General features: G+C 47.9%; 19 protein-coding genes. 5 read left to right on the forward strand and 14 right to left on the reverse strand.

All coding sequences use genetic code 11. The annotated features are described in order from the left end of the window. The 11 genes from lepB to ACIQZ3_RS03440 all read right to left on the reverse strand — a co-directional run bounded on the left by lepB (position 1) and on the right by ACIQZ3_RS03440 (position 10,642). Positions 1 to 807, reverse strand: coding sequence for a signal peptidase I (gene lepB, locus ACIQZ3_RS03390; RefSeq protein WP_397390342.1), 807 nt, complete (start codon positions 805 to 807; stop codon positions 1 to 3). Beyond that, positions 807 to 2,612 carry a translation elongation factor 4 gene (gene lepA, locus ACIQZ3_RS03395; RefSeq protein ID WP_397390344.1) on the reverse strand — a complete coding sequence of 602 codons (1,806 nt, stop codon included), beginning with the start codon at positions 2,610 to 2,612 and terminating at the stop codon, positions 807 to 809. Before lepA ends, lepB begins: the two co-directional genes overlap by 1 nt. Before the next feature lie 144 nt (positions 2,613 to 2,756). Continuing rightward, positions 2,757 to 4,205 (reverse strand): DegQ family serine endoprotease, encoded by a 1,449-nt coding sequence (locus ACIQZ3_RS03400; protein ID WP_397390346.1) that lies wholly within the window; start codon positions 4,203 to 4,205, stop codon positions 2,757 to 2,759. 71 nt (positions 4,206 to 4,276) lie between these two features. Further along, entirely contained in the window at positions 4,277 to 5,524 is a 1,248-nt protein-coding gene (fabF, locus tag ACIQZ3_RS03405; protein ID WP_397390348.1) for a beta-ketoacyl-ACP synthase II, read from the reverse strand. Positions 5,525 to 5,552: 28 nt separating this feature from the next. Then, the gene (acpP, locus tag ACIQZ3_RS03410; RefSeq protein WP_015421596.1) at positions 5,553 to 5,792 is read right to left on the reverse strand and encodes an acyl carrier protein; all 240 of its coding nucleotides are present in this window, start codon (positions 5,790 to 5,792) and stop codon (positions 5,553 to 5,555) included. A 103-nt stretch (positions 5,793 to 5,895) separates the two neighbouring features. Continuing rightward, positions 5,896 to 6,639, reverse strand: coding sequence for a 3-oxoacyl-ACP reductase FabG (fabG, locus tag ACIQZ3_RS03415; RefSeq protein WP_397390350.1), 744 nt, complete (start codon positions 6,637 to 6,639; stop codon positions 5,896 to 5,898). A gap of 64 nt (positions 6,640 to 6,703) precedes the next feature. After that, positions 6,704 to 7,639: an ACP S-malonyltransferase gene (gene fabD, locus ACIQZ3_RS03420; RefSeq protein WP_397390352.1), complete on the reverse strand. Its 936-nt coding sequence runs from the start codon at positions 7,637 to 7,639 to the stop codon at positions 6,704 to 6,706. A 55-nt stretch (positions 7,640 to 7,694) separates the two neighbouring features. Next, positions 7,695 to 8,681, reverse strand: a complete 987-nt coding sequence (locus tag ACIQZ3_RS03425; RefSeq protein ID WP_397390354.1) for a beta-ketoacyl-ACP synthase III — start codon at positions 8,679 to 8,681, stop codon at positions 7,695 to 7,697. A 2-nt stretch (positions 8,682 to 8,683) separates the two neighbouring features. After that, on the reverse strand, positions 8,684 to 9,694 hold the full coding sequence (gene plsX / locus ACIQZ3_RS03430; RefSeq protein ID WP_397390356.1) for a phosphate acyltransferase PlsX: 1,011 nt from the start codon (positions 9,692 to 9,694) through the stop codon (positions 8,684 to 8,686). Between the two features lie 84 nt (positions 9,695 to 9,778). Beyond that, positions 9,779 to 9,958 (reverse strand): 50S ribosomal protein L32, encoded by a 180-nt coding sequence (gene rpmF, locus ACIQZ3_RS03435; RefSeq protein WP_011902241.1) that lies wholly within the window; start codon positions 9,956 to 9,958, stop codon positions 9,779 to 9,781. A 105-nt stretch (positions 9,959 to 10,063) separates the two neighbouring features. After that, complete coding sequence (locus ACIQZ3_RS03440) at positions 10,064 to 10,642, reverse strand: YceD family protein (protein WP_397390358.1); 579 nt, start codon at positions 10,640 to 10,642, stop codon at positions 10,064 to 10,066. Between the two features lie 13 nt (positions 10,643 to 10,655). Here ACIQZ3_RS03440 and ACIQZ3_RS03445 point away from each other — a divergent pair, with 13 nt between their 5' ends. Further along, a complete protein-coding gene (locus ACIQZ3_RS03445) occupies positions 10,656 to 11,279 on the forward strand; it encodes a Maf family nucleotide pyrophosphatase (RefSeq protein WP_397390360.1) in 624 nt (207 codons plus the stop codon). Between the two features lie 25 nt (positions 11,280 to 11,304). Next, positions 11,305 to 12,078, forward strand: coding sequence for an SAM-dependent methyltransferase (locus ACIQZ3_RS03450; protein ID WP_216180249.1), 774 nt, complete (start codon positions 11,305 to 11,307; stop codon positions 12,076 to 12,078). A 35-nt stretch (positions 12,079 to 12,113) separates the two neighbouring features. On the opposite strand, the gene ACIQZ3_RS03455 is transcribed toward ACIQZ3_RS03450, so the two are convergent. The 3 genes from ACIQZ3_RS03455 to ACIQZ3_RS03465 are packed head-to-tail and all read right to left on the reverse strand — an operon-like array spanning position 12,114 to position 14,794. Next, positions 12,114 to 13,073: a S49 family peptidase gene (locus ACIQZ3_RS03455; RefSeq protein WP_397390362.1), complete on the reverse strand. Its 960-nt coding sequence runs from the start codon at positions 13,071 to 13,073 to the stop codon at positions 12,114 to 12,116. Between the two features lie 22 nt (positions 13,074 to 13,095). Beyond that, positions 13,096 to 13,782, reverse strand: coding sequence for an HAD-IIIA family hydrolase (locus tag ACIQZ3_RS03460; protein ID WP_397390364.1), 687 nt, complete (start codon positions 13,780 to 13,782; stop codon positions 13,096 to 13,098). Continuing rightward, complete coding sequence (locus ACIQZ3_RS03465) at positions 13,775 to 14,794, reverse strand: RluA family pseudouridine synthase (protein WP_397390366.1); 1,020 nt, start codon at positions 14,792 to 14,794, stop codon at positions 13,775 to 13,777. The genes ACIQZ3_RS03460 and ACIQZ3_RS03465 overlap by 8 nt, the downstream gene beginning before the upstream one ends. 450 nt (positions 14,795 to 15,244) lie before the next feature. Here ACIQZ3_RS03465 and ACIQZ3_RS03470 point away from each other — a divergent pair, with 450 nt between their 5' ends. The 3 genes from ACIQZ3_RS03470 (at position 15,245) to mobA (ending at position 19,690) form a co-directional block, all read left to right on the forward strand. After that, entirely contained in the window at positions 15,245 to 17,890 is a 2,646-nt protein-coding gene (locus ACIQZ3_RS03470; protein ID WP_397390368.1) for a ribonuclease E/G, read from the forward strand. Between the two features lie 82 nt (positions 17,891 to 17,972). Then, a complete protein-coding gene (gene moaA / locus ACIQZ3_RS03475; RefSeq protein ID WP_397390370.1) occupies positions 17,973 to 19,085 on the forward strand; it encodes a GTP 3',8-cyclase MoaA in 1,113 nt (370 codons plus the stop codon). After that, a complete protein-coding gene (gene mobA / locus ACIQZ3_RS03480; RefSeq protein ID WP_397390372.1) occupies positions 19,085 to 19,690 on the forward strand; it encodes a molybdenum cofactor guanylyltransferase MobA in 606 nt (201 codons plus the stop codon). The genes moaA and mobA overlap by 1 nt, the downstream gene beginning before the upstream one ends. Positions 19,691 to 19,697: the final 7 nt, after the last annotated feature.

Consider the following 19,697-nt stretch of genomic DNA (forward strand, 5'->3'; position numbering starts at 1 on the left):
TTATTCGAAGCCGCCAATACGGCCAAGATTTCCGAGATTTAACCAAACAAAGAATGCTCTACCGACAATATTTTTATCTGGTACAAATCCCCAGTAACGAGAATCAGCACTGTTATCACGGTTATCGCCCATAGCAAAGTAATGCCCTGCTGGGACTGTACAAGTCAGACCGGCATTAATGTACTGGCAGTTTTCAAATCCAGGGAAACGCTCTGCAGGAAACATGCCAGCAGGGCGATCAGGATCGTTCAGAATCTCATGCTTATTGCCACCTAAGTCCGCGGGAAATGATTCCGAAAAGCGCTTGGCATAACGCATATTTTCTGGGTCTAGGTAAGACTCGCCGCCACTGTATTGCAACGGCTGACCATTGACTGTTAAGCGCTTGTCTTGATAGGTAATCGTGTCACCTGGCAAAGCCACGACGCGCTTAATGTAATCAATAGATTCATCACGGGGATAGCGGAAAACGACTACATCGCCACGTTTTGGGGAGCCTAGATCCACCACTTTCTGATTAATCACTGGCAACCGAATGCCGTAAGTAAATTTATTCACCAGAATAAAGTCGCCAATCTGCAGAGTCGGAATCATGGAACCTGATGGAATTTTGAATGGCTCCACAATAAAAGAGCGCAATACAAATACCGCACAAATTACCGGAAAGAAGCCCGCTGTATATTCCAACCACAATGGCATACGATCGATACCAGCCATACGTCTTTGTGGGGCAAAGTAGTAACGATCAGCAATCCAGGCAATGCCTGAAACCACTACCAAGATAAATAGGATGAGGGCAAAGTTCATTAGTCGTCTACCTGCAAAATAGCTAAGAAGGCCTCTTGTGGAATCTCCACGTTACCTACTTGTTTCATGCGCTTCTTACCTTCTTTTTGCTTCTCTAGTAATTTGCGCTTACGAGAGATGTCTCCACCGTAACACTTGGCCAATACGTTCTTCCGCAAAGCTTTGACGTTTTCACGGGCAACAATATTGCTACCAATTGCCGCCTGAATAGCCACATCAAACATTTGACGCGGAATGATGCCGCGCATCTTGGCAACTACTTCGCGTCCACGATGTTGACTATTACTGCGGTGAACGATCACCGACAACGCATCAACTCGCTCGCTATTAATCAGGATGTCGACCTTAACCACATCGGCAGGACGATATTCTTTGAACTCGTAATCCATCGATGCATAACCACGAGAGATGGATTTCATTTTGTCGAAGAAATCCAAAACAATCTCGGCCATAGGCAACTCATATGTGAGCTTTACTTGGCGACCGAGGTAATTCATATCCATCTGTATGCCGCGCTTGCCGACACACAAGGTAATGATCGCGCCCACGTACTCTTGCGGCATATACAGATTAACTGTCACGATCGGCTCAAGAATCGTATTGATCTTGCTAGCCTCTGGCATCTTCGACGGATTGTCTACCGATAAGATTGTGCCGTCAGATTGCTCTACCTGATACACCACTGTTGGTGCGGTAGTAATGAGATTCATACCGTACTGACGCTCTAAGCGCTCTTGTACGATCTCCATATGGAGCAATCCTAAGAAGCCGCAGCGGAATCCAAAACCAAGTGCTTGCGAAACCTCAGGCTCATACAAGAGTGAGGCATCGTTTAATTGCAGCTTCTCTAAAGATTCGCGCAGTTGATCGTACTCACTCGACTCTACTGGGTATAGACCTGCAAAAACCTGGGGCTTCACTTCTTTAAAGCCTGGAAGTGGCTCAGTAGCAGGAACTCGGCCTTGTTGCCCAGGGGTATGAGTAACAGTGTCACCCACCTTAGCGGCTTTTAACTCTTTAATACCGGCAATCACAAAGCCTACCTGACCAGCAGACAACGCTGGACGATCCACAGACTTAGGGCTAAATACACCAACGTGCTCAACTAGATGGCTTGAGCCATTTGACATCAAGGTAATTTTTTCTTTTGGCTTCAAGGTGCCGTTCACAACCCGCACCAACATCACCACGCCAACATAGTTATCAAACCAAGAATCAATAATCAAGGCTTGCAAAGGATCTGCTGCATTGCCTTTTGGTGGGGGTACGCGAGCAATCATCTCTTCGATGACGTCTTGTACGCCTAAGCCAGTTTTAGCTGAACAGGTCACTGCTTCAGATGCATCGATACCAATAACATCTTCAATTTCTTTTTTAGCGCGCTCAGGGTCAGCCTGTGGCAAATCAATTTTGTTGAGTACTGGCACCACTTCAACACCTAACTCCAGCGCCATGTAACAGTTAGCAACAGTTTGAGCCTCAACACCTTGACTGGCATCCACTACCAACAAGGCACCTTCACATGCAGACAGAGAGCGGCTCACTTCATAGGAGAAGTCAACGTGTCCCGGTGTATCAATCAAATTGATGCTGTAGGTTTTGCCGTCTTTAGACTTATAAGTCAGCGCTGCTGTTTGCGCTTTAATCGTGATGCCACGCTCCCGCTCGATATCCATCGAGTCAAGCACCTGGGCTTCCATCTCACGATCAGATAGACCGCCACAAAGTTGAATAATGCGATCAGCAAGCGTTGATTTGCCGTGATCAATGTGGGCGATGATAGAAAAATTGCGGATTAAATCCATAGCGTCTTATGTGGTCTTCAAAAAACGCCTTGTCAGAACGCACCACAATGATGCACTGCAAAAAGCCGTCTTAAAGTGATTGTAATGGGTGGCGCTAAATTAGCGCCGAACCCGTTTATTCCATGCAAAAACCCAGGTTTTGGCTTATTTTGGCCTAACTGGAATAATCATGGTGCTATCAGCCCTGCGGACGAAAACTGGGACCGCCTTGTTGGCATCCAAGCCCTTAACCAGGCTCTCAAACTGCTTTACCCCAGTAATGTCAGCATCTGCAATCCGGATAATGACATCCCCAGGACGCACCCCCGCACGCGCCAGAGGGCCATCTCCCAGGCCTGTAACCTCAACACCACCGCGGATATTGAGCTCTTTTTTCTTGCTATCTGAGGGCTCTGAAACCGCTACCCCAAGAGAATTGGTATTCCCACCAGATGACCCGGAGTTATCCGACTTCTTCATGGCGGCCTGACCGGCTTCGGTATCGGCCACAGTCACCATCAAATCCTTGGTGCCCCCTTTGCGCCAGACCTGTACTGTTGCACTAGTACCTGGCTTAGTTTCACCAACCGCCCTGGGTAGGTCAGTGGACTTACTGATATCACGGCCATTAAAACTCAGAATCACGTCGCCCGACTCAATACCGCCTGCTGCCGCTGGACCACCTGGCTCAACATTGCGGACATAGGCTCCACGTGGTTTTCCTAGGCCTAAGCTCTCGGCAATCTCTTTAGTCATTTCACCTAAAGCAACACCAATACGACCACGAGTCATTTTTCCATTGGTACGCAATTGATCTGCAACGCGCATGGCCTCATCAATCGGAATCGCAAATGAGATACCCATATAACCGCCAGAGCGGCTAAAGATTTGTGAGTTAATGCCAATGACCTGTCCGGCTGTATTTAATAAGGGGCCGCCCGAGTTACCAGGATTCACCGCCACGTCAGTCTGAATAAATGGCAAGTAGTCGCCAGTGTCACGACTCTTGGCAGACACGATGCCTGCGGTCACAGTATTTTCCAAACCAAATGGGGAGCCAATAGCCAAGACCCACTCACCCACCCTCACGCGGGAAGAGTCACCCAATGGCAACCTGGGTAAATCGCGCGCATCGATTTTGACAACCGCCACATCAGTACGCTTATCCATGCCTAGCAATTTCGCTTTGTACTCACGCTTGTCAGTCAAGGTAACGTAAATAGTGTTTGCACCTTCTACCACGTGCGCGTTTGTCAAAATCAAACCATTAGATTCAATAATGAAGCCTGAACCTACGCCACGATCAGCCTCTTGAGGCTTGCCAGGATTCGGTTGGGCTTGTTTAGGTGCACCAGGTAAACCTGGAATAGGTACACCAAAGAAACGACGGAAGAACTCGGCTTGATCCTCTGGCATTCCTGGGAAGCCACCCTGAGCTTGCTGCTGCATCACTTTTTCGGTAGTGCGAATATTCACTACGGCCGGACTGGCCCTCTCAACCAAATCAGCAAAATCTGGAATAGAGACGCGCGGGCTCTGAGCACTAGCCTGAGGAATGAATGCAATTTGCCCCAAGCTAAAGATAGCTAAGAGCGCAACAAGATACTTTTTCATAATGCTATAGACCTGCTTGGTAAAAACCAATAATTAAAGAAACGAGGAAAGGAAATAACCTAGTAAGAATATTAGGTCAGTTTGCCAAAAATCAAGGTACCGTTAGTACCCCCAAAGCCAAAGTTGTTTTTGACGGCATGGTCGATCTTCACGTCACGAGCAGTATTGGCGCAGTAGTCCAAATCACACTCTGGATCTTGATTGAAGATGTTGATTGTTGGTGGAGACTTCTGATTATGTAAAGCCAGAATAGTAAAGACAGATTCCAAGCCGCCCGCACCGCCTAAAAGGTGGCCAGTCATCGACTTAGTAGAGTTAATTAGCGTCTTCTTGGCGTGATCACCAAGAGCAGCCTTGATAGCGCCAGTTTCGTTCTTATCACCCAAAGGTGTCGAAGTACCGTGCGCATTAATGTATTGAATCTGATCGGCATTCAAACCGGCATCGCGCATTGCGTTCACCATGCAACGACGTGGACCATCCATATTTGGGGCGGTCATGTGATACGCATCACCACTCATACCGAAGCCCAAGAGCTCACAGTAGATTTTTGCGCCACGTGCTTTAGCGTGCTCATACTCTTCGAGAACAACAACACCAGCACCCTCACCTAGAACGAAACCATCACGGTCTCTGTCCCATGGGCGTGAAGCTGTTGCAGGGTCATCATTACGAGTAGATAACGCACGAGCTGAAGCAAAGCCACCAACCCCTAATGCAGAAATCGTAGATTCAGCACCACCAGCAACCATCACATCAGCATCACCGTACTGAATTAAGCGTGCTGCCAATCCAATACTATGCAGACCTGTAGTGCAGGCAGTCACCGCAGCCACGTTTGGACCCTTAAGCCCAAACAAGATGCTGAGGTGCCCAGAAATCATATTGATGATTGAGCCTGGTACAAAGAATGGGGAGATGCGACGAGGACCGCGAGCGAGCAACTCAGCGCCAGTCTCTTCAATCATCGGCAAACCACCGATACCTGAACCAACCATGACACCAACGCGCTCGGCGTTCTCTTCGGTTATCTGTAAACCGCTATCGCGAATTGCTTGCGTACCAGCAGCGATACCGTAATGGATAAAGGTATCCATATGGCGCGCCTCTTTGGCAGAAACATATTCTTCGACATTGAAATCCTTCACCTCACCGGCGAAATGCACGCTCAGCGGAGTATGGTCAAACTTCGTGATGGTAGCGATGCCTGATTTGCCCGCGAGCAAATTAGACCAAGCTACATCAACCGAGTTACCAACTGGTGAAATAAGGCCTAAGCCGGTAACAACAATCCGGCGACGGCCATTTGATGCTGACACAGTAATAGCTTTTAACTAAGCTAGGGGGTTAACCCTGAGCTTTTGACTGAGCAAAATCGATAGCGAGCTGAACAGTAGTAATTTTTTCAGCTTCTTCGTCCGGAATTTCAATCCCGAATTCATCTTCCAAAGCCATTACCAATTCAACAGTGTCAAGAGAGTCTGCGCCCAAGTCGTTCACAAAAGAAGATTCATTCTTGATATCTGCTTCTGCGACGCCCAATTGCTCAGCGACGATCTTCTTAACGCGTTGTTCGATGTTATCCATTAATTCCCCCAAGGGTTGTAAAAAAACGATGAAAAGAATTTTATCAGCTTGGCGGACCGAATTAGCAAATCCGCCAAAAAATGATCAAATTTCTGCTTTATTTTTAGGCTAAATACAGGCCGCCATTGACATGTAAGGTATTACCCGTAATGTACCCAGCTGCTGGAGATGCCAAAAACGCCACTGCCTGGGCCACATCTTCTGGGCTACCCAGACGGGCCAAGGGAATGTTCGCTTTTAGGCTATTTTGCTGTTCTTCGCTCAAAGCGCGAGTCATATCGGTATCAATAAATCCGGGCGCCACACAGTTCACGGTGATATTGCGGCTACCAATTTCACGGGCTAAAGCGCGAGTCATGCCTGAAACGCCTGATTTAGCAGCTGCGTAATTGGCCTGTCCAGGGTTGCCCATATGGCCAACAATTGAGGTGATATTGATAATGCGGCCAGCGCGCGCTTTCATCATTGGGCGCATTACCGCCTGTGACAAGCGGAAAACTGCACTTAAGTTGGTGTCGATCACATCGGTCCACTCATCTGTTTTCATGCGCATGGCTAAGTTATCGCGGGTGATACCTGCGTTATTCACCAAAATATTGATGCCACCAAAATCCTTCACGATCAAATCAATGATGTCTTCGCAAGCCTTCGGATCGGTCACATTCAACACCTCACCACGACCACCGCTAACCTGCAAACGCGCATTGATAGCCTTGGCGCCATCTTCGGATGTGGCCGTACCAATTACCTTGGCGCCACATTTCACTAGCTCATCCGCAATGGCTTGGCCAATACCGCGCGATGCGCCAGTTACCAATGCAATTTGTCCGCTTAAGTCGAGATTCATATTTGTCTTCCGTTGTTTCTTTATTGTTTCTTTGGTACTTCTTTAATATTTCTTATTGGTATTTTTACTGTACTGTAGCCAAGGCTTCAGTGAGACTAGCTTCATCAAAAATAGGAATGCCAACAACATGCTCATTAATACGCTTAGTCAGCCCAGCCAATACCTTGCCAGGACCGCATTCCACTACCTGAGTAATGCCCTGCTGCGCCATAGCATTGATAGTCTCTTGCCAACGTACGGGCTTAGCAGCTTGACGCACTAAGGCATCTTTAATAGCCGCTGGATCATTTAGCACATTGACATCAACGTTATTAACTACAGAAATAGTGGGGACCTTAAATTCAATATCCGCTAGGTAAGCTTTGAGCTTTTCAGAAGCAGGCTGCAGCAATGATGAATGAAATGGTGCAGACACTGGCAATGGCAGAGCACGCTTCGCGCCAGCCGCCTTAAGTAATTCGCAAGCTTTAGTTACAGCATCGCTACCACCCGCAATCACGACTTGTCCTGGCGCATTGAAGTTCACCGCCTCAACTACACCACCAGAGGCTGCGGCAGCTTCAGCACAAACCGTCTTCACAATGGCATCGTCCAACCCCAAGATCGCAGCCATACCACCCGTACCAACTGGTACGGCCGTCTGCATCGCTTCAGCACGAAATCGCACTAAAGGCACCGCATCTTTAAATGAGATTACGCCGGCAGCAACCAACGCAGAGTATTCACCCAAACTGTGGCCAGCCATCATCTGGGGAATAGCGCCCCCAGAGGCTAACCAAGCGCGATAAAACGCAATCGCTGCAGTCAACATCACGGGTTGTGTATTAGTCGTTAAAGACAATGCTTCGGCAGGACCTTCCGCAATAAGTTTTGCAACATCTTCACCCAAAGCCTCTGAGGCTTCTTGTAAAGTTGCACGAACTTCTGGGCGGTCAGCAATGGAGTTGAGCATCCCAACAGATTGGGAACCTTGGCCAGGGAATACAAATGCAAATGTCATAGGAATAATCGCTGAATAATAGTTGTCAATATATTTTTAGCCTTAGTACTTTGCTTCAATACTTAATTGCTACTGCACCCCAAGCAAAGCCACCACCCACACCCTCTAACAAGAGGTGTTGGCCGCGTTGAATTTGACCAGAGCGAACGCCAGCATCCAGGGCGAGTGGAATAGATGCAGCAGAAGTATTGCCGTGCTCATGCACAGTCACAATCACTTTATCCATCGACATACCCATCTTGCGAGCTGTGCTCTCCATGATGCGAATATTGGCTTGGTGTGGCACCAACCAATCAATTTGTTCTGGCTTGAGATTGGCTTTTTCTAAAGCCTCATATGCGACTTGCTCTAGCACTTTGACAGCCAACTTAAATACTGCTGGACCGTCCATAGTTAAGTAGGCGGAGCCTTCTACGCCACCCTGCTTTGCACGTCCTGGGACACAGAGGATGTCGCGTTGGCTGCCATCAGCATGTAAGGCGGTTGCCAAAATACCTGGTTCTTTCGAAGCTTCAAGAACCACTGCCCCAGCACCATCACCAAATAAAACAGAAGTCGTGCGATCTTGGAAATTCAAAATACGGGAAAAGGTTTCCGCACCAAGTACTAAAACTTTTTTGTAAGTGCCTGTACGAATAAATGCATCTGCAATGGCGAGTGCATAGGTAAAGCCAGCACATACCGCCTGGACATCAAATGCCGCGCAATTGGTATGAGCGCCTAATTTGTCTTGCACTACGCAAGCAGTACTGGGGAAGCCACCCAAATGATCTGGCGTAGATGTTGCCAAAATAATGAGGTCAAGATCTTCTGAAGTGCAGCCAGCAGCTTCTAATGCGGCTTCAGCGGCTTTGACTGCCAAGTCACTGGTGAGTTGATTGTCTGCAGCAAAGTGACGAGCAGAAATTCCGCTACGAGTCACGATCCACTCATCGCTAGTCTCAAGTCCAATTTTTGCTAAACGCTCAACAAGATCTTGATTGCTTAAACGTTGCTCAGGAAGATAACTTCCAGTTCCCGCTATTCGTGAATAAGTACTCATGATTATTTTGTCTCCGCCACAAAAGCTTGAGCGATCCGCTCTACCATGCGATTTTTTGCTGCTTCATATGCGCGATCGAGTGCAAAACCAAATGCAAACCGATCTGCTGAGCCATGGCTCTTAATCACACAACCGCGCAAACCCAAAAGTACTGCGCCGTTATAACGACGATGATCCACACGCTTGCGAACACGCAACAATGGAACCATGGCACAGATTGCCATCAGCTTAGTAAGCCATGATCGATTGAATTCTTGTTTGATTAAGCCGCTCATCATCTTCGCCAAGCCTTCGCTTGCCTTGAGCACGACATTACCCACAAAGCCATCACACACCACGATATCCGTCGTGCCTTTGAAAATATCATTGCCTTCTACGTTGCCGTAAAAGTTTAAATTTGTTTGGCGCAGCAACTCACTCGTCTGCTTCACCACCTCATTACCCTTAATCACTTCTTCACCAATATTGAGAAGACCAATTGAAGGGTTTTGCGTGCCATCTACCACTTGAACCATCACGTTAGCCATTTGTGCAAATTGCACCAAGTGCATCGGTTCGCAATCTGCGTTAGCACCGAGATCCAGCATGGTTGTACCGCGCCCCTTTTCATTGGGGATCGCAGTAGCAATCGCGGGGCGATCAACACCATCAAGGGTTTTGAGAATATAGCGGGAGATCGCCATTAAGGCGCCCGTATTTCCAGAAGAGATGATCGCGTCAGCCAGACCCTCTTTCACCTGCTCGATGGCAACGCGCATAGAAGAATCTTTTTTACGACGCAATGCCACCTCAATGAGGTCATCCATCAAGACAACTTCACTGGCGGGAATAATTTGAATGCGCTCCATTGGCGCTTTTGGAAATTGACTCAAGGCTTGCTTGAGCACTTCCGGATTGCCAACTAAGGCAATCTTCACATCAGCATGTTTTTCGAGAAAATCGCAACAAGCGGGAACCGTAACGACTGCGCCGTGATCTCCGCCCATGGCATCGATAGCAAGAGTGACACTCATAAAATCAAGTATTGCTGCAAGTGGTATTTTTCAAAGAAAAAAGCGGCTTTTATTGGAGCCGCTTCTATCTTTTAGACTAAAAAATTAGTCGTTTTTAGTTTTAACAACTTTACGACCACGGTAGTAACCATTTGGTGAGATGTGGTGGCGCAAATGAGCCTCACCAGTTGTGGCTTCAACAGCCGTAGCAGGTGCGGTCAAAAAGTCGTGCGCACGGTGCATGCCACGTTTGGATGGGGATTTTTTATTCTGTTGGACGGCCATATTGAACTCCTAAGCAAGGCGACATTCTAGCATGAAAATTGAGCTAAATGCTTGATTAATTGATAAAACAGGTTTGAAAAGCCACTGCCAATGCCAGTGGTCTATTCAATTTTTCTTCATATTTTTCAATATGTTGAAGGGGTTTTGAGGCTTTTCAGCGGCATCTCCAGCCTCCCCACCCTCCCCGAATGAAGAGGCATGTGGCTTGCAAGTACCCTCTGGATGCTTTGGAATTAAAGGCATAGACAGGAGAATTTCGTCCTCAATTAACCCCAAAAAGTCGAAGTGCTGGCTTGCTACCAAGGGCTCTTGTTGATCATCCTCCATTGGGAAGGCATCCGCTTCCTCCTCAGAGGCCACCATGACAAATCGACTCTCTTGAGCCAAATCTAGGCCGCAGTCCTGTAAACAACTCTGACAAATCAGATGAATACGGCCTTTTATGGCTAATTCCAGAATTTGGCGGGGCTCAGAACCCGGATAATCGGCAAAATGGGTCTTTACCTGCCAATGGAAACCATCGCCCGGCTCGATACTGGAGGCCTCCTCAGCCACCCTTGGCAAGGCTGAAATCTCCAAAAAACCAGACCCTTGATAGGACTGGGGGGCACAAAAATCGATCCGACTCAAAGCCTTGGGATCAGTGGAGAGCTCAACTTGAGGTAAAACTTGATTACGATTCATGACATCAGTCTAAATGAAGGCTTCAGCGAAAGTACAAGTAGTGATGAGTAATTCTGCAAAAAAACTAATTCTGGCATCCACCTCGGTCTATCGTCGAGAGCTCTTAGAGCGCCTGCGCATCCCTTTTGATGTCATCTCACCCAAAGTGGATGAAACCCCTTTACCCGGTGAAAGCACCTTAGATTTAGCCTTGCGCCTAGCAAAAGCCAAGGCCGCCGCAGTAGCGAAAGATCACCCCGAGGCTTGGGTTATTGGCTCCGATCAAGTGGCCGACCTTTGTGGAGCTGCTATTGGTAAACCAGGAAACTTTGAGCGCGCCATGGCGCAACTCCAACTCATGCGTGGTGCAACAGTCACTTTTCAAACGGCGCTATGTCTAATGCGCGGCAATGTCGAAACAACCATCAATATTCCTACGGAAGTGACCTTTCGCAAACTATCGGATGATGTTCTAGAGGCATACCTCCATGCCGAAGAACCCTACGACTGCGCTGGTAGCGCCAAGTCTGAAGGCTTAGGAATTTCACTCCTGGAATCCATCAAGAGTGATGATCCCACTGCATTAATTGGCTTGCCATTAATTGCGCTGAGCGGCCTCTTACGTGAAGCTGGCTTTGTTATTCCAGCCAAGAAATAAAACAAACATAAAGTTAAGCAACTACATGAGTTCGACACTAGGCACCCTCTTTTTAATTCCCAATACTTTGGGTGATGATTCTCGAGTTGAGCAATTGCCTTGGGTCTTGCCAAGTGAAACCATCGCCCAAACCGCCAAGCTCACCAACTGGATTGTTGAGGATGCAAAAACAGCACGTGCTTTTTTAAAAGCAGTCGATAGCGTTTCACCTTTAGCCTGCACCATTCAAGAAATGCAAATGAGTGAGTGGCGTGGCGTTGCGCGCAATGCTAAGTACGGTGATGCCGTTAAACCAATGGATTTACTCAAGCCGCTCATTGCTGGTAAAGACATGGGGCTCATGTCAGAGGCAGGTGTTCCCGGTGTTGCGGATCCCGGTGCCGAGCTCGTGCTAGCAGCACACAAGCTAGGCGCTAAAGTAAAGCCCTTGGTTGGACCAAGCTCGATTTTGTTAGGTCTGATGGCGAGCGGTTTGAATGGTCAGCGCTTTGCATTTCAAGGCTACGTTCCTCATGATGCGCAAGATCGCATTGCACGACTGAAACAGTTAGAAGTGGAATCTAGAAAATTACAGCAGACGCAAATTTGGATTGAGACGCCCTATCGCAATACTGCCATGCTGATGGCCTGCCTGAGTGCTCTGTCACCACAATCTTTGCTGTGCCTTGGCATGGATCTCAGTCTTCCAACTGAAACCATTACAACGCTTTCGATTGCAGATTGGCGTAAGCGCTTCCCCAATGAGGCTGCCTGCGCTTCATTACAAAATAGGCCGGCAGTATTTCTATTGCTGGCCTAGGTGTTTTGTTTGCTAACTCGTTGATCTATCGTTTTTTACTTTAGATCAGGAGTCTTAATTAAGGCCTTGCCTGCTGCAGAACCCACCTCAGCCCCAAAACGTTTAGCAACACGTTCAGCGAAATTCTCTTTCATGGTGTAGTCCAGGATATCCGGCGCTTTAAAGATATCGCGCGCTACAGTCTCTACTGTTCCATAGCCATCCACTAAACCAATTTTGATTGCCTGCTCGCCATTCCAAACGCGGCCTGAGAACATTTCTGGAGTTTCTTTTAAGCGATCGCCACGACCTGCTTTAACCACCGCAATAAATTGCTGATGAATCTCATCGATCATGGTTTTAATCATTTCCACTTGTTGTGGATTTTCTTTAGAGAACGGATCCATCATTCCCTTGTTTGAGCCAGCGGTAATCATGCGACGAGTTACACCCAGCTTATCCATCAAGCCAGTGAAACCAAAGCCCTCCATGATCACGCCGATAGATCCCACTAAGCTAGCCTTATCAACCAAAATTTGGTCGCCTGCAACAGCAACGTAGTAACCACCTGAAGCGCAGATATCTTCCACGACGACATAAAACGGTTTACTTGGATAGAGTTTGCGTAAGCGATGAATCTCGTCATTCATCATGCCCGCCTGAACCGGAGAGCCTCCAGGGCTATTGATTCGCAAGACTACGCCCGCACTGTTTTCATTTTCAAAAGCAGCGGTAAGTGATGAATTGATATCCAATGCATTGGCCATCGAACTAGAAGAAATCTCACCCTCTAGCGTGACTAAAGCCGTGTGCTTCTCCATTCCCATCCCGCGCCCCGGTAGATGGAAATCAAAAACTGATATCACTACGCCAACAAAGACGATCAGAGTGAGAATACGAAACACCGCTTTCCAGCGACGGGCCTTACGAGTCTCTTTTAAATTCTCAAGCAATAAATGCTCGAGAGCTTGACGTTCCCAATTTTGATTGGCGCTCTCGGATTGATTCTGATCCATCTTTTTAATCCTTAATGACTAACTAATTTTTAATTGCGAGATTGTCGCTAAGCCATTGGCCTAACTGCGAGACATCATCCACATGAATCAGTGATGGCGCCTCTTTTAAAGTGCTCGGTGGGTGCGCCCCATAAGTTACCGCTACCGCATCAACACCAGCATTGGCTGCCATATCTAAATCATGGGTGGTATCGCCAATCATCAACACACGGCGCATCGGTACTTGCATAGCATCCGAAAGCTCTAGAAGCATTCCAGGGTGGGGCTTAGAGAAGGACTCATCCGCAGTCCGTGTTTCATGGAACATCTGCTCAAGCTGGTGGTGCTTTAAAGATCGATCCAATCCAACGCGAGATTTACCTGTGGCAACGCCTAAAAGATAGCCATCCTCACGCAAACTGTGAAGTAGCTCACGAATACCTGGAAATAGATCAAGCTCGTGATCCTTAGCGAGGTAGTGATAACGAAAGCGTTCAGTCAATTTTGGGAAATGTGCTGGCTCAATCCATGGCACTGCCCTTCTCAATGAATCCTGAATACCCAAGCCGATGACAGAACTAGCCAAAGTGTCATCTGGTTCCTTGAAGCCTAAATCACGACACGCCTGCTGAATACAGTTCACTATCGTCGGCGTGGAATCTATGATGGTTCCATCCCAATCCCACACAATCAGGTCGTAACGTCTATCGGGTTTTTGCTCTTCAGGCATTGTTGGGCACTTCAAAAGTTTTCATCATCGTTGTAAATTCAGCAGGTAGTGGTGATTCGATACGCATTTTCTCGCCAGTACGTGGATGAGTAAAGCCAGCCAAATGAGCATGTAGATACAGGCGTTTAGATTTGACAATCTTGTCTTGATCTTCAAAGCCGTACTTATCATCACCCAAAATCGAGTGGCCTAGCTTTTGGAGATGTACGCGGATTTGGTGGGTACGCCCGGTTTTCAACTGAGCCTCAGCCAAGGTAATAGCTAGATCTCCGCGCTTCATTACTTTCGTAACACGCAAAGCAGTATGGCTTGGTAGGCCATCTGGATCAACGCGAACACGACGCTCACCATTAGCCAATAAGTATTTATGTAATGCAAACTTCAGTTGCATCGTGCCCGCAGTCTGGGCAATTTCGCCATGAGCTAGCAAGTAGTAACGCTTGTCTGTTTGACCTTCGCGGATCTGGCGATGCAATTCCACTAGAGCACTACGCTTTTTAGCCAAGAGTAGGACACCCGAGGTATCTCGATCTAAACGATGAACCAATTCCAAGAATTTGAGCTCTGGACGGGTAATGCGCAAAGTCTCAATTACACCCAGGGCGATACCCGAACCACCATGAACCGCCAAACCTGCCGGCTTATTGACTATTAATAGCGCCTCATCCTCATACAAAATCGGCATTTTGTCGGAATATCCCTGGGCCCGAGACTTGGTTTGGGCGGTATTGACTGCCGCCATTTGGGCGGGCTCAGCGATCCGAACCGGAGGAACTCGAACCACATCCCCCTCAATTAAACGCGTAGTTGGCTCGGCTCTTTTCTTGTTCACACGGACTTCGCCAGAGCGAATAATCCGGTAAACGTGGCTTTTGGGAACCCCTTTAGCCCAGCGCAAGAGGTAGTTATCCAAGCGCTGGCCGGCCTCTTCCGGACCAATAGTCTGGAGATGAACGGCAGCCGGAGCAGTGGTTTTTACCTGTGAAGGCTTGGAAATGGGTTCGGATTTCATGATTTATCTCTTTTGTCGCCTCGACAAGGGACTTAACAATACCCCATTGTCGTTCAACTTGTGCCGTATAATCAACGCTCTAGCCAATTTATTGGCCCGAGACTGACCTGATTCAGGTTCGAATCGTGGAGCTTGGAGTCGCCCTTAATAGACTCCCGGGGTTGCCCCTCCCCCGTTGTAATGAGGCGCAGGGTTGGTGTGCCGTATGCCGCGACCCGCGATTAGAAGACAGTTTTCAGGCGCGCGCCTGCATTGATGACCTAAAGGAGGTCTCTGCGGCGATCGTCAAGTGTGGCACCGGTTTAACAACATTGAACTTGGTGTACCAGGCAAGAAATGCCTGGATTTGCTTGATCCACACTCCAAAGCCGCTAATGGGCTATGCCCCAAGCGGTATATAACCTGTCCCTAACGCAGCGCGCAACGACGCACTCCCAATAGGAGAGTGTTATGAAACGCATGTTATTTAATGCAACTCAACAAGAAGAGTTGCGAGTTGCCATCGTCGATGGCCAAAAACTCATCGATATCGATATCGAAGCTGCCGGTCGTGAACAACGCAAAGGCAACATTTACAAAGGTGTTATTACTCGCATTGAGCCATCGCTCGAAGCTTGCTTTGTAAATTACGGCGAAGAGCGCCATGGCTTCCTGCCATTTAAAGAAGTTGCCCGCACCTACTTTAAAGAAGGCGTTGATGTTCGTAATGCCTCTATTAAAGAAGCCTTACGCGAAGGTCAAGAAATCATTGTTCAAGTAGAAAAAGAAGAGCGTGGCCAAAAAGGCGCCGCCCTCACCTCTTTTGTCTCCTTGGCAGGCCGTTATTTGGTATTAATGCCAAATAACCCGCGTGGAGGCGGCGTTTCTCGTCGCATTGAAGGTGAAGACCGTCAAGAACTCCGTGAAGCAATGTCCCAATTAGAAGTACCTGATGGCATGAGCATCATTGCTCGTACAGCTGGTATTGGTCGCGACGCTACTGAATTGCAATGGGACTTAAGCTATCTCATGCAGTTGTGGGCAGCGATTGATGAAGCCGCTAAAGGCAATTCAGCACCGCTATTGATCTACCTCGAGTCCAGCTTAGTGATTCGTGCGATTCGTGATTACTTCCAGCCAGATATCGGTGAGATCCTCATCGATACGGATGATATCTACGAGCAAGCTGCGGCATTTATGTCCGTAGTGATGCCAGATAATCTGCCAAGAGTGAAGCGTTATCAGGACGATGTTCCATTGTTCTCTCGCTTCCAAATCGAGCATCAGATTGAAACTGCTTACTCACGTACCGTGCCATTGCCTTCAGGCGGCGCGATTGTGATTGACCACACTGAAGCCTTGGTTTCAGTAGACGTTAACTCTGCACGTGCAACCCGCGGCTCTGACATTGAAGAGACTGCTACTCGTACCAACTTAGAAGCTGCCGATGAAATTGCCCGTCAAGCACGTTTACGTGACTTGGGTGGCTTGATCGTGATCGACTTCATCGATATGGAATCGAGCAAGGCACAGAAGGATGTTGAGAATCGTCTACGCGATGCTCTACGTCATGACCGTGCTCGCGTTCAAATGGGCAAGATCTCCAAATTTGGTTTAATGGAGATGTCACGCCAGCGTTTGCGCCCTGCTTTATCTGAAGGTAGCCATGTAACCTGCCCACGTTGTAACGGCACTGGCCATATCCGCGATACCGAATCTTCTGCATTGCAAGTCTTGCGCATCATCCAAGAAGAGGCAATGAAAGAAAACACTGCCGCTATTCATAGCCAAGTTCCAGTCGAAGTGGCTGCATTCCTGCTAAATGAGAAGCGCGCTGAAGTAATCAAGATTGAGACACGCTTCAAAGTCAATGTCTTAATGATTCCAAACAAGCATCTAGAAACTCCACATTACAAACTGGAGCGTTTGCGTCATGACGACCCACGTCTTGATGATCAAAAAGCGAGTTATGTAATGGCTGAAGAAGCTGCCGCAGAACTCGAGACCGATACTGCAGTAAGCCGTAAAGATGCCGACGTTAAAGTTCGCCCTGAAGCCGCTGTAAAAGGTATTACGCCAAATGCACCAGCACCAGTCAGTCAGCCACGTCCTGCACGTACTGAAAAGGCGAATACTGAAACTGCAAGCACTGGTGGATTCTTCGGATTCATTAAGAGTCTATTCTCTTCAGCACCTGCGCCAGAAGTGAAACCTGCTCCTAGCGCACCACGTGGCCGCAATCAAAACAATCGCAATGGCAATAACCGCAATCGCGGTCGTCGTGGCGAACGCAACGATCGTGCGGAGCGTCCAGCCGAAGGTGCAGCAAGCGTTGAAGGTACAAATGCTCCACGCGAAGCAGGCTCAGGTAGAGGCCGTCAAGATGGTCGTAACCGAAACGGAAATAACAGCAATCGCAACCAGAACAATCAAAATCCAAAACCAGAAAATCAGGCTGCTGTAACACCAGCTACTGAGGCTGCTCCCGGCACAGATGCAGCACCAAGTGCGGATGGTGAAGAGCGTCGTGGTCGTGGTCGCAACCGTCGTGGCCGTGGTCGTGGCCAACGTGGTGAGCATACTGAGTCCAATGGTGATGCAGCGATTGCTTCTGTTGTTGCAATAGCAACTTCATTTTCAGGCCCACCAGTAGGAATGGGTGGAGCATCTGCTTCAATGCCGATTCAGAATATTGCTCAAAGCCTTGGAAACACTGTTGCGCCTGTAGCCTCTAACGAAGTAAAAGAGCGCGCACCTAGAGAGCCAAGAGAGCAACGTGCACCACGTCAAAGTAATAGCCCTGATAACGCTGCCACAACTCCTGCCCCACAGGCAGCAGCTAAGCCAGCGCCAGCTATTGAGATAATTGCAAAGCAGATGCCCGAGCTTCCTAAGGTTGCCTTCCAGGCGCTCGAGGAAACTCCATTGCATAGCGTAGTTCAATCTGCCGGCATGGTTTGGGTAGCTACAGACTCAAGCAAGCATCAAGAAGCACAATCGCAAATCAAAGCTGAGCCAGAAATTTTGCCAATGGGCAGAACTCCTAAAGCTCCGGTTAGCTTGCAAAATGGTCCAATGGTTTTAGTTGAAACCGGCGGCCAAGAAAAAACGGTTTAATCCAATTTCTCCAGACTGCTATTTATCCCACAAGGATATTTGGCAGCTTGGCAGAAACGCCGTTTCACAGCCATAATTAGGCATGGTTGAAAAAGTAATCCCCATACGTTTAGATGAAGGCAAAGGCCTGACGCCGTCCATTACTGGACAGCTTGTTGCTACTAATACTTCAACCAAAGATACTCGGGGGCGCCCTCTACGTGATTTACGAATCTCCGTAACGGATCGATGTAATTTCCGCTGCACCTATTGCATGCCTAAGGAAATCTTCGACAAAGACTATCCCTATCTCTCTCATAATGAATTACTTAGCTTTGAAGAGATCACGCGCTTAACAAATATCTTTGCTTCTCTGGGTGTAGAAAAAATTCGCCTGACTGGTGGCGAGCCTTTACTACGTAAAAATCTAGAAGTGCTGATTGAGATGCTCGCCAAGATTCACACTACAGCAGATCAACCTCTTGATCTAACGCTCACTACCAATGGCAGTATTTTGCGCAAGAAGGCTGCTGCATTAAAAGCAGCAGGATTGCATCGCTTAACCATTAGCCTTGATGGCTTGAATGATGATGTCTTCAAAAAAATGAACGATGTCGACTTCCCAGTCACGGATGTGCTCGACGGAATTGCAGCAGCTCAAGAGGTGGGCTTCACTAATCTCAAAGTCAACATGGTTGTTAAGAAGGGTACAAACGATCAAGAGATTATTGGCATGGCCAAGCACTTCAAAGGTAGCGGCGTTACCCTGCGCTTTATTGAGTTCATGGATGTGGGCAGCTCTAACGGCTGGGATATGTCACAAGTGCTTCCATCGCAAGAAGTGGCCAATCGCATTAATACTATCTTTCCGATAGGGCCTATTGAGGCTAACTATCCAGGTGAAGTTGCGCAGCGCTGGCGTTATGTTGATGGCTCTGGTGAAATTGGTTTTATCTCTAGCGTCACGCAAACTTTCTGTCACGAGTGCACGCGTGCTCGCATCTCTACAGATGGTCAGCTCTATCTTTGCCTATTTGCAAACGAGGGTTTTGATTTCAAAACGTTGTTACGTTCTGATAGAAGCGATTTAGAAATTGCCAACGCCATCATGTCAACATGGTTCGGACGCAATGATCACTATTCAGAAATTCGGGGGTCTAATACCGCTGGATCAAAATCCGCTCGCAAAGTAGAGATGTCTTACATCGGCGGCTAATGATTACCTCGGAACACATTACTGGACTAATCCTAGCTGGTGGCCGCGCCCAAAGAATGGGCGGCATTGATAAGGGCTTAATCCCCTTTCATGACAAACCCCTCATTGAGTCCGCCATTAGTCGACTCAAGCCTCAGGTCAGCACCATTCTGATTAATGCCAACCGTAGCATTGCGAAGTATTCGCACTATGGCTACCCAGTACTCATGGATGAAACGCCAGATTTCTCAGGCCCATTAGCTGGATTCTCGGTTGGCCTAAAGAATTGCAAAACACCTTACCTACTGACATCGCCTTGTGACTCACCTTTATTACCAACTGATCTCGCCAAAACAATGTCAGTCGAGCTGGAAGATAACAATTTAGAGCTCGTCTTTGCCTCGTCTAAAGAGGCCGATGGAAAGGTTTGGTCGCAACCCGTTTTCTGTTTAATGAAAACCAGCCTGCAAGATTCTTTGAATGCCTTTTTAAGCAAAGGAGATTTAAAGATTGATCGATGGTTTAAAGAGTTACGTTCTGGTACTGTAGTTTTTGAAAACCCGCAAGCATTTGCCAACGTCAATACACCGGAAGAGTTAGCTGCCCTAGAAAAAGTATCGTCATGACAGATTT

Origin of the sequence: Polynucleobacter sp. (assembly GCF_044342855.1) — a bacterium.
In the GTDB taxonomy this organism is placed as follows: domain Bacteria; phylum Pseudomonadota; class Gammaproteobacteria; order Burkholderiales; family Burkholderiaceae; genus Polynucleobacter.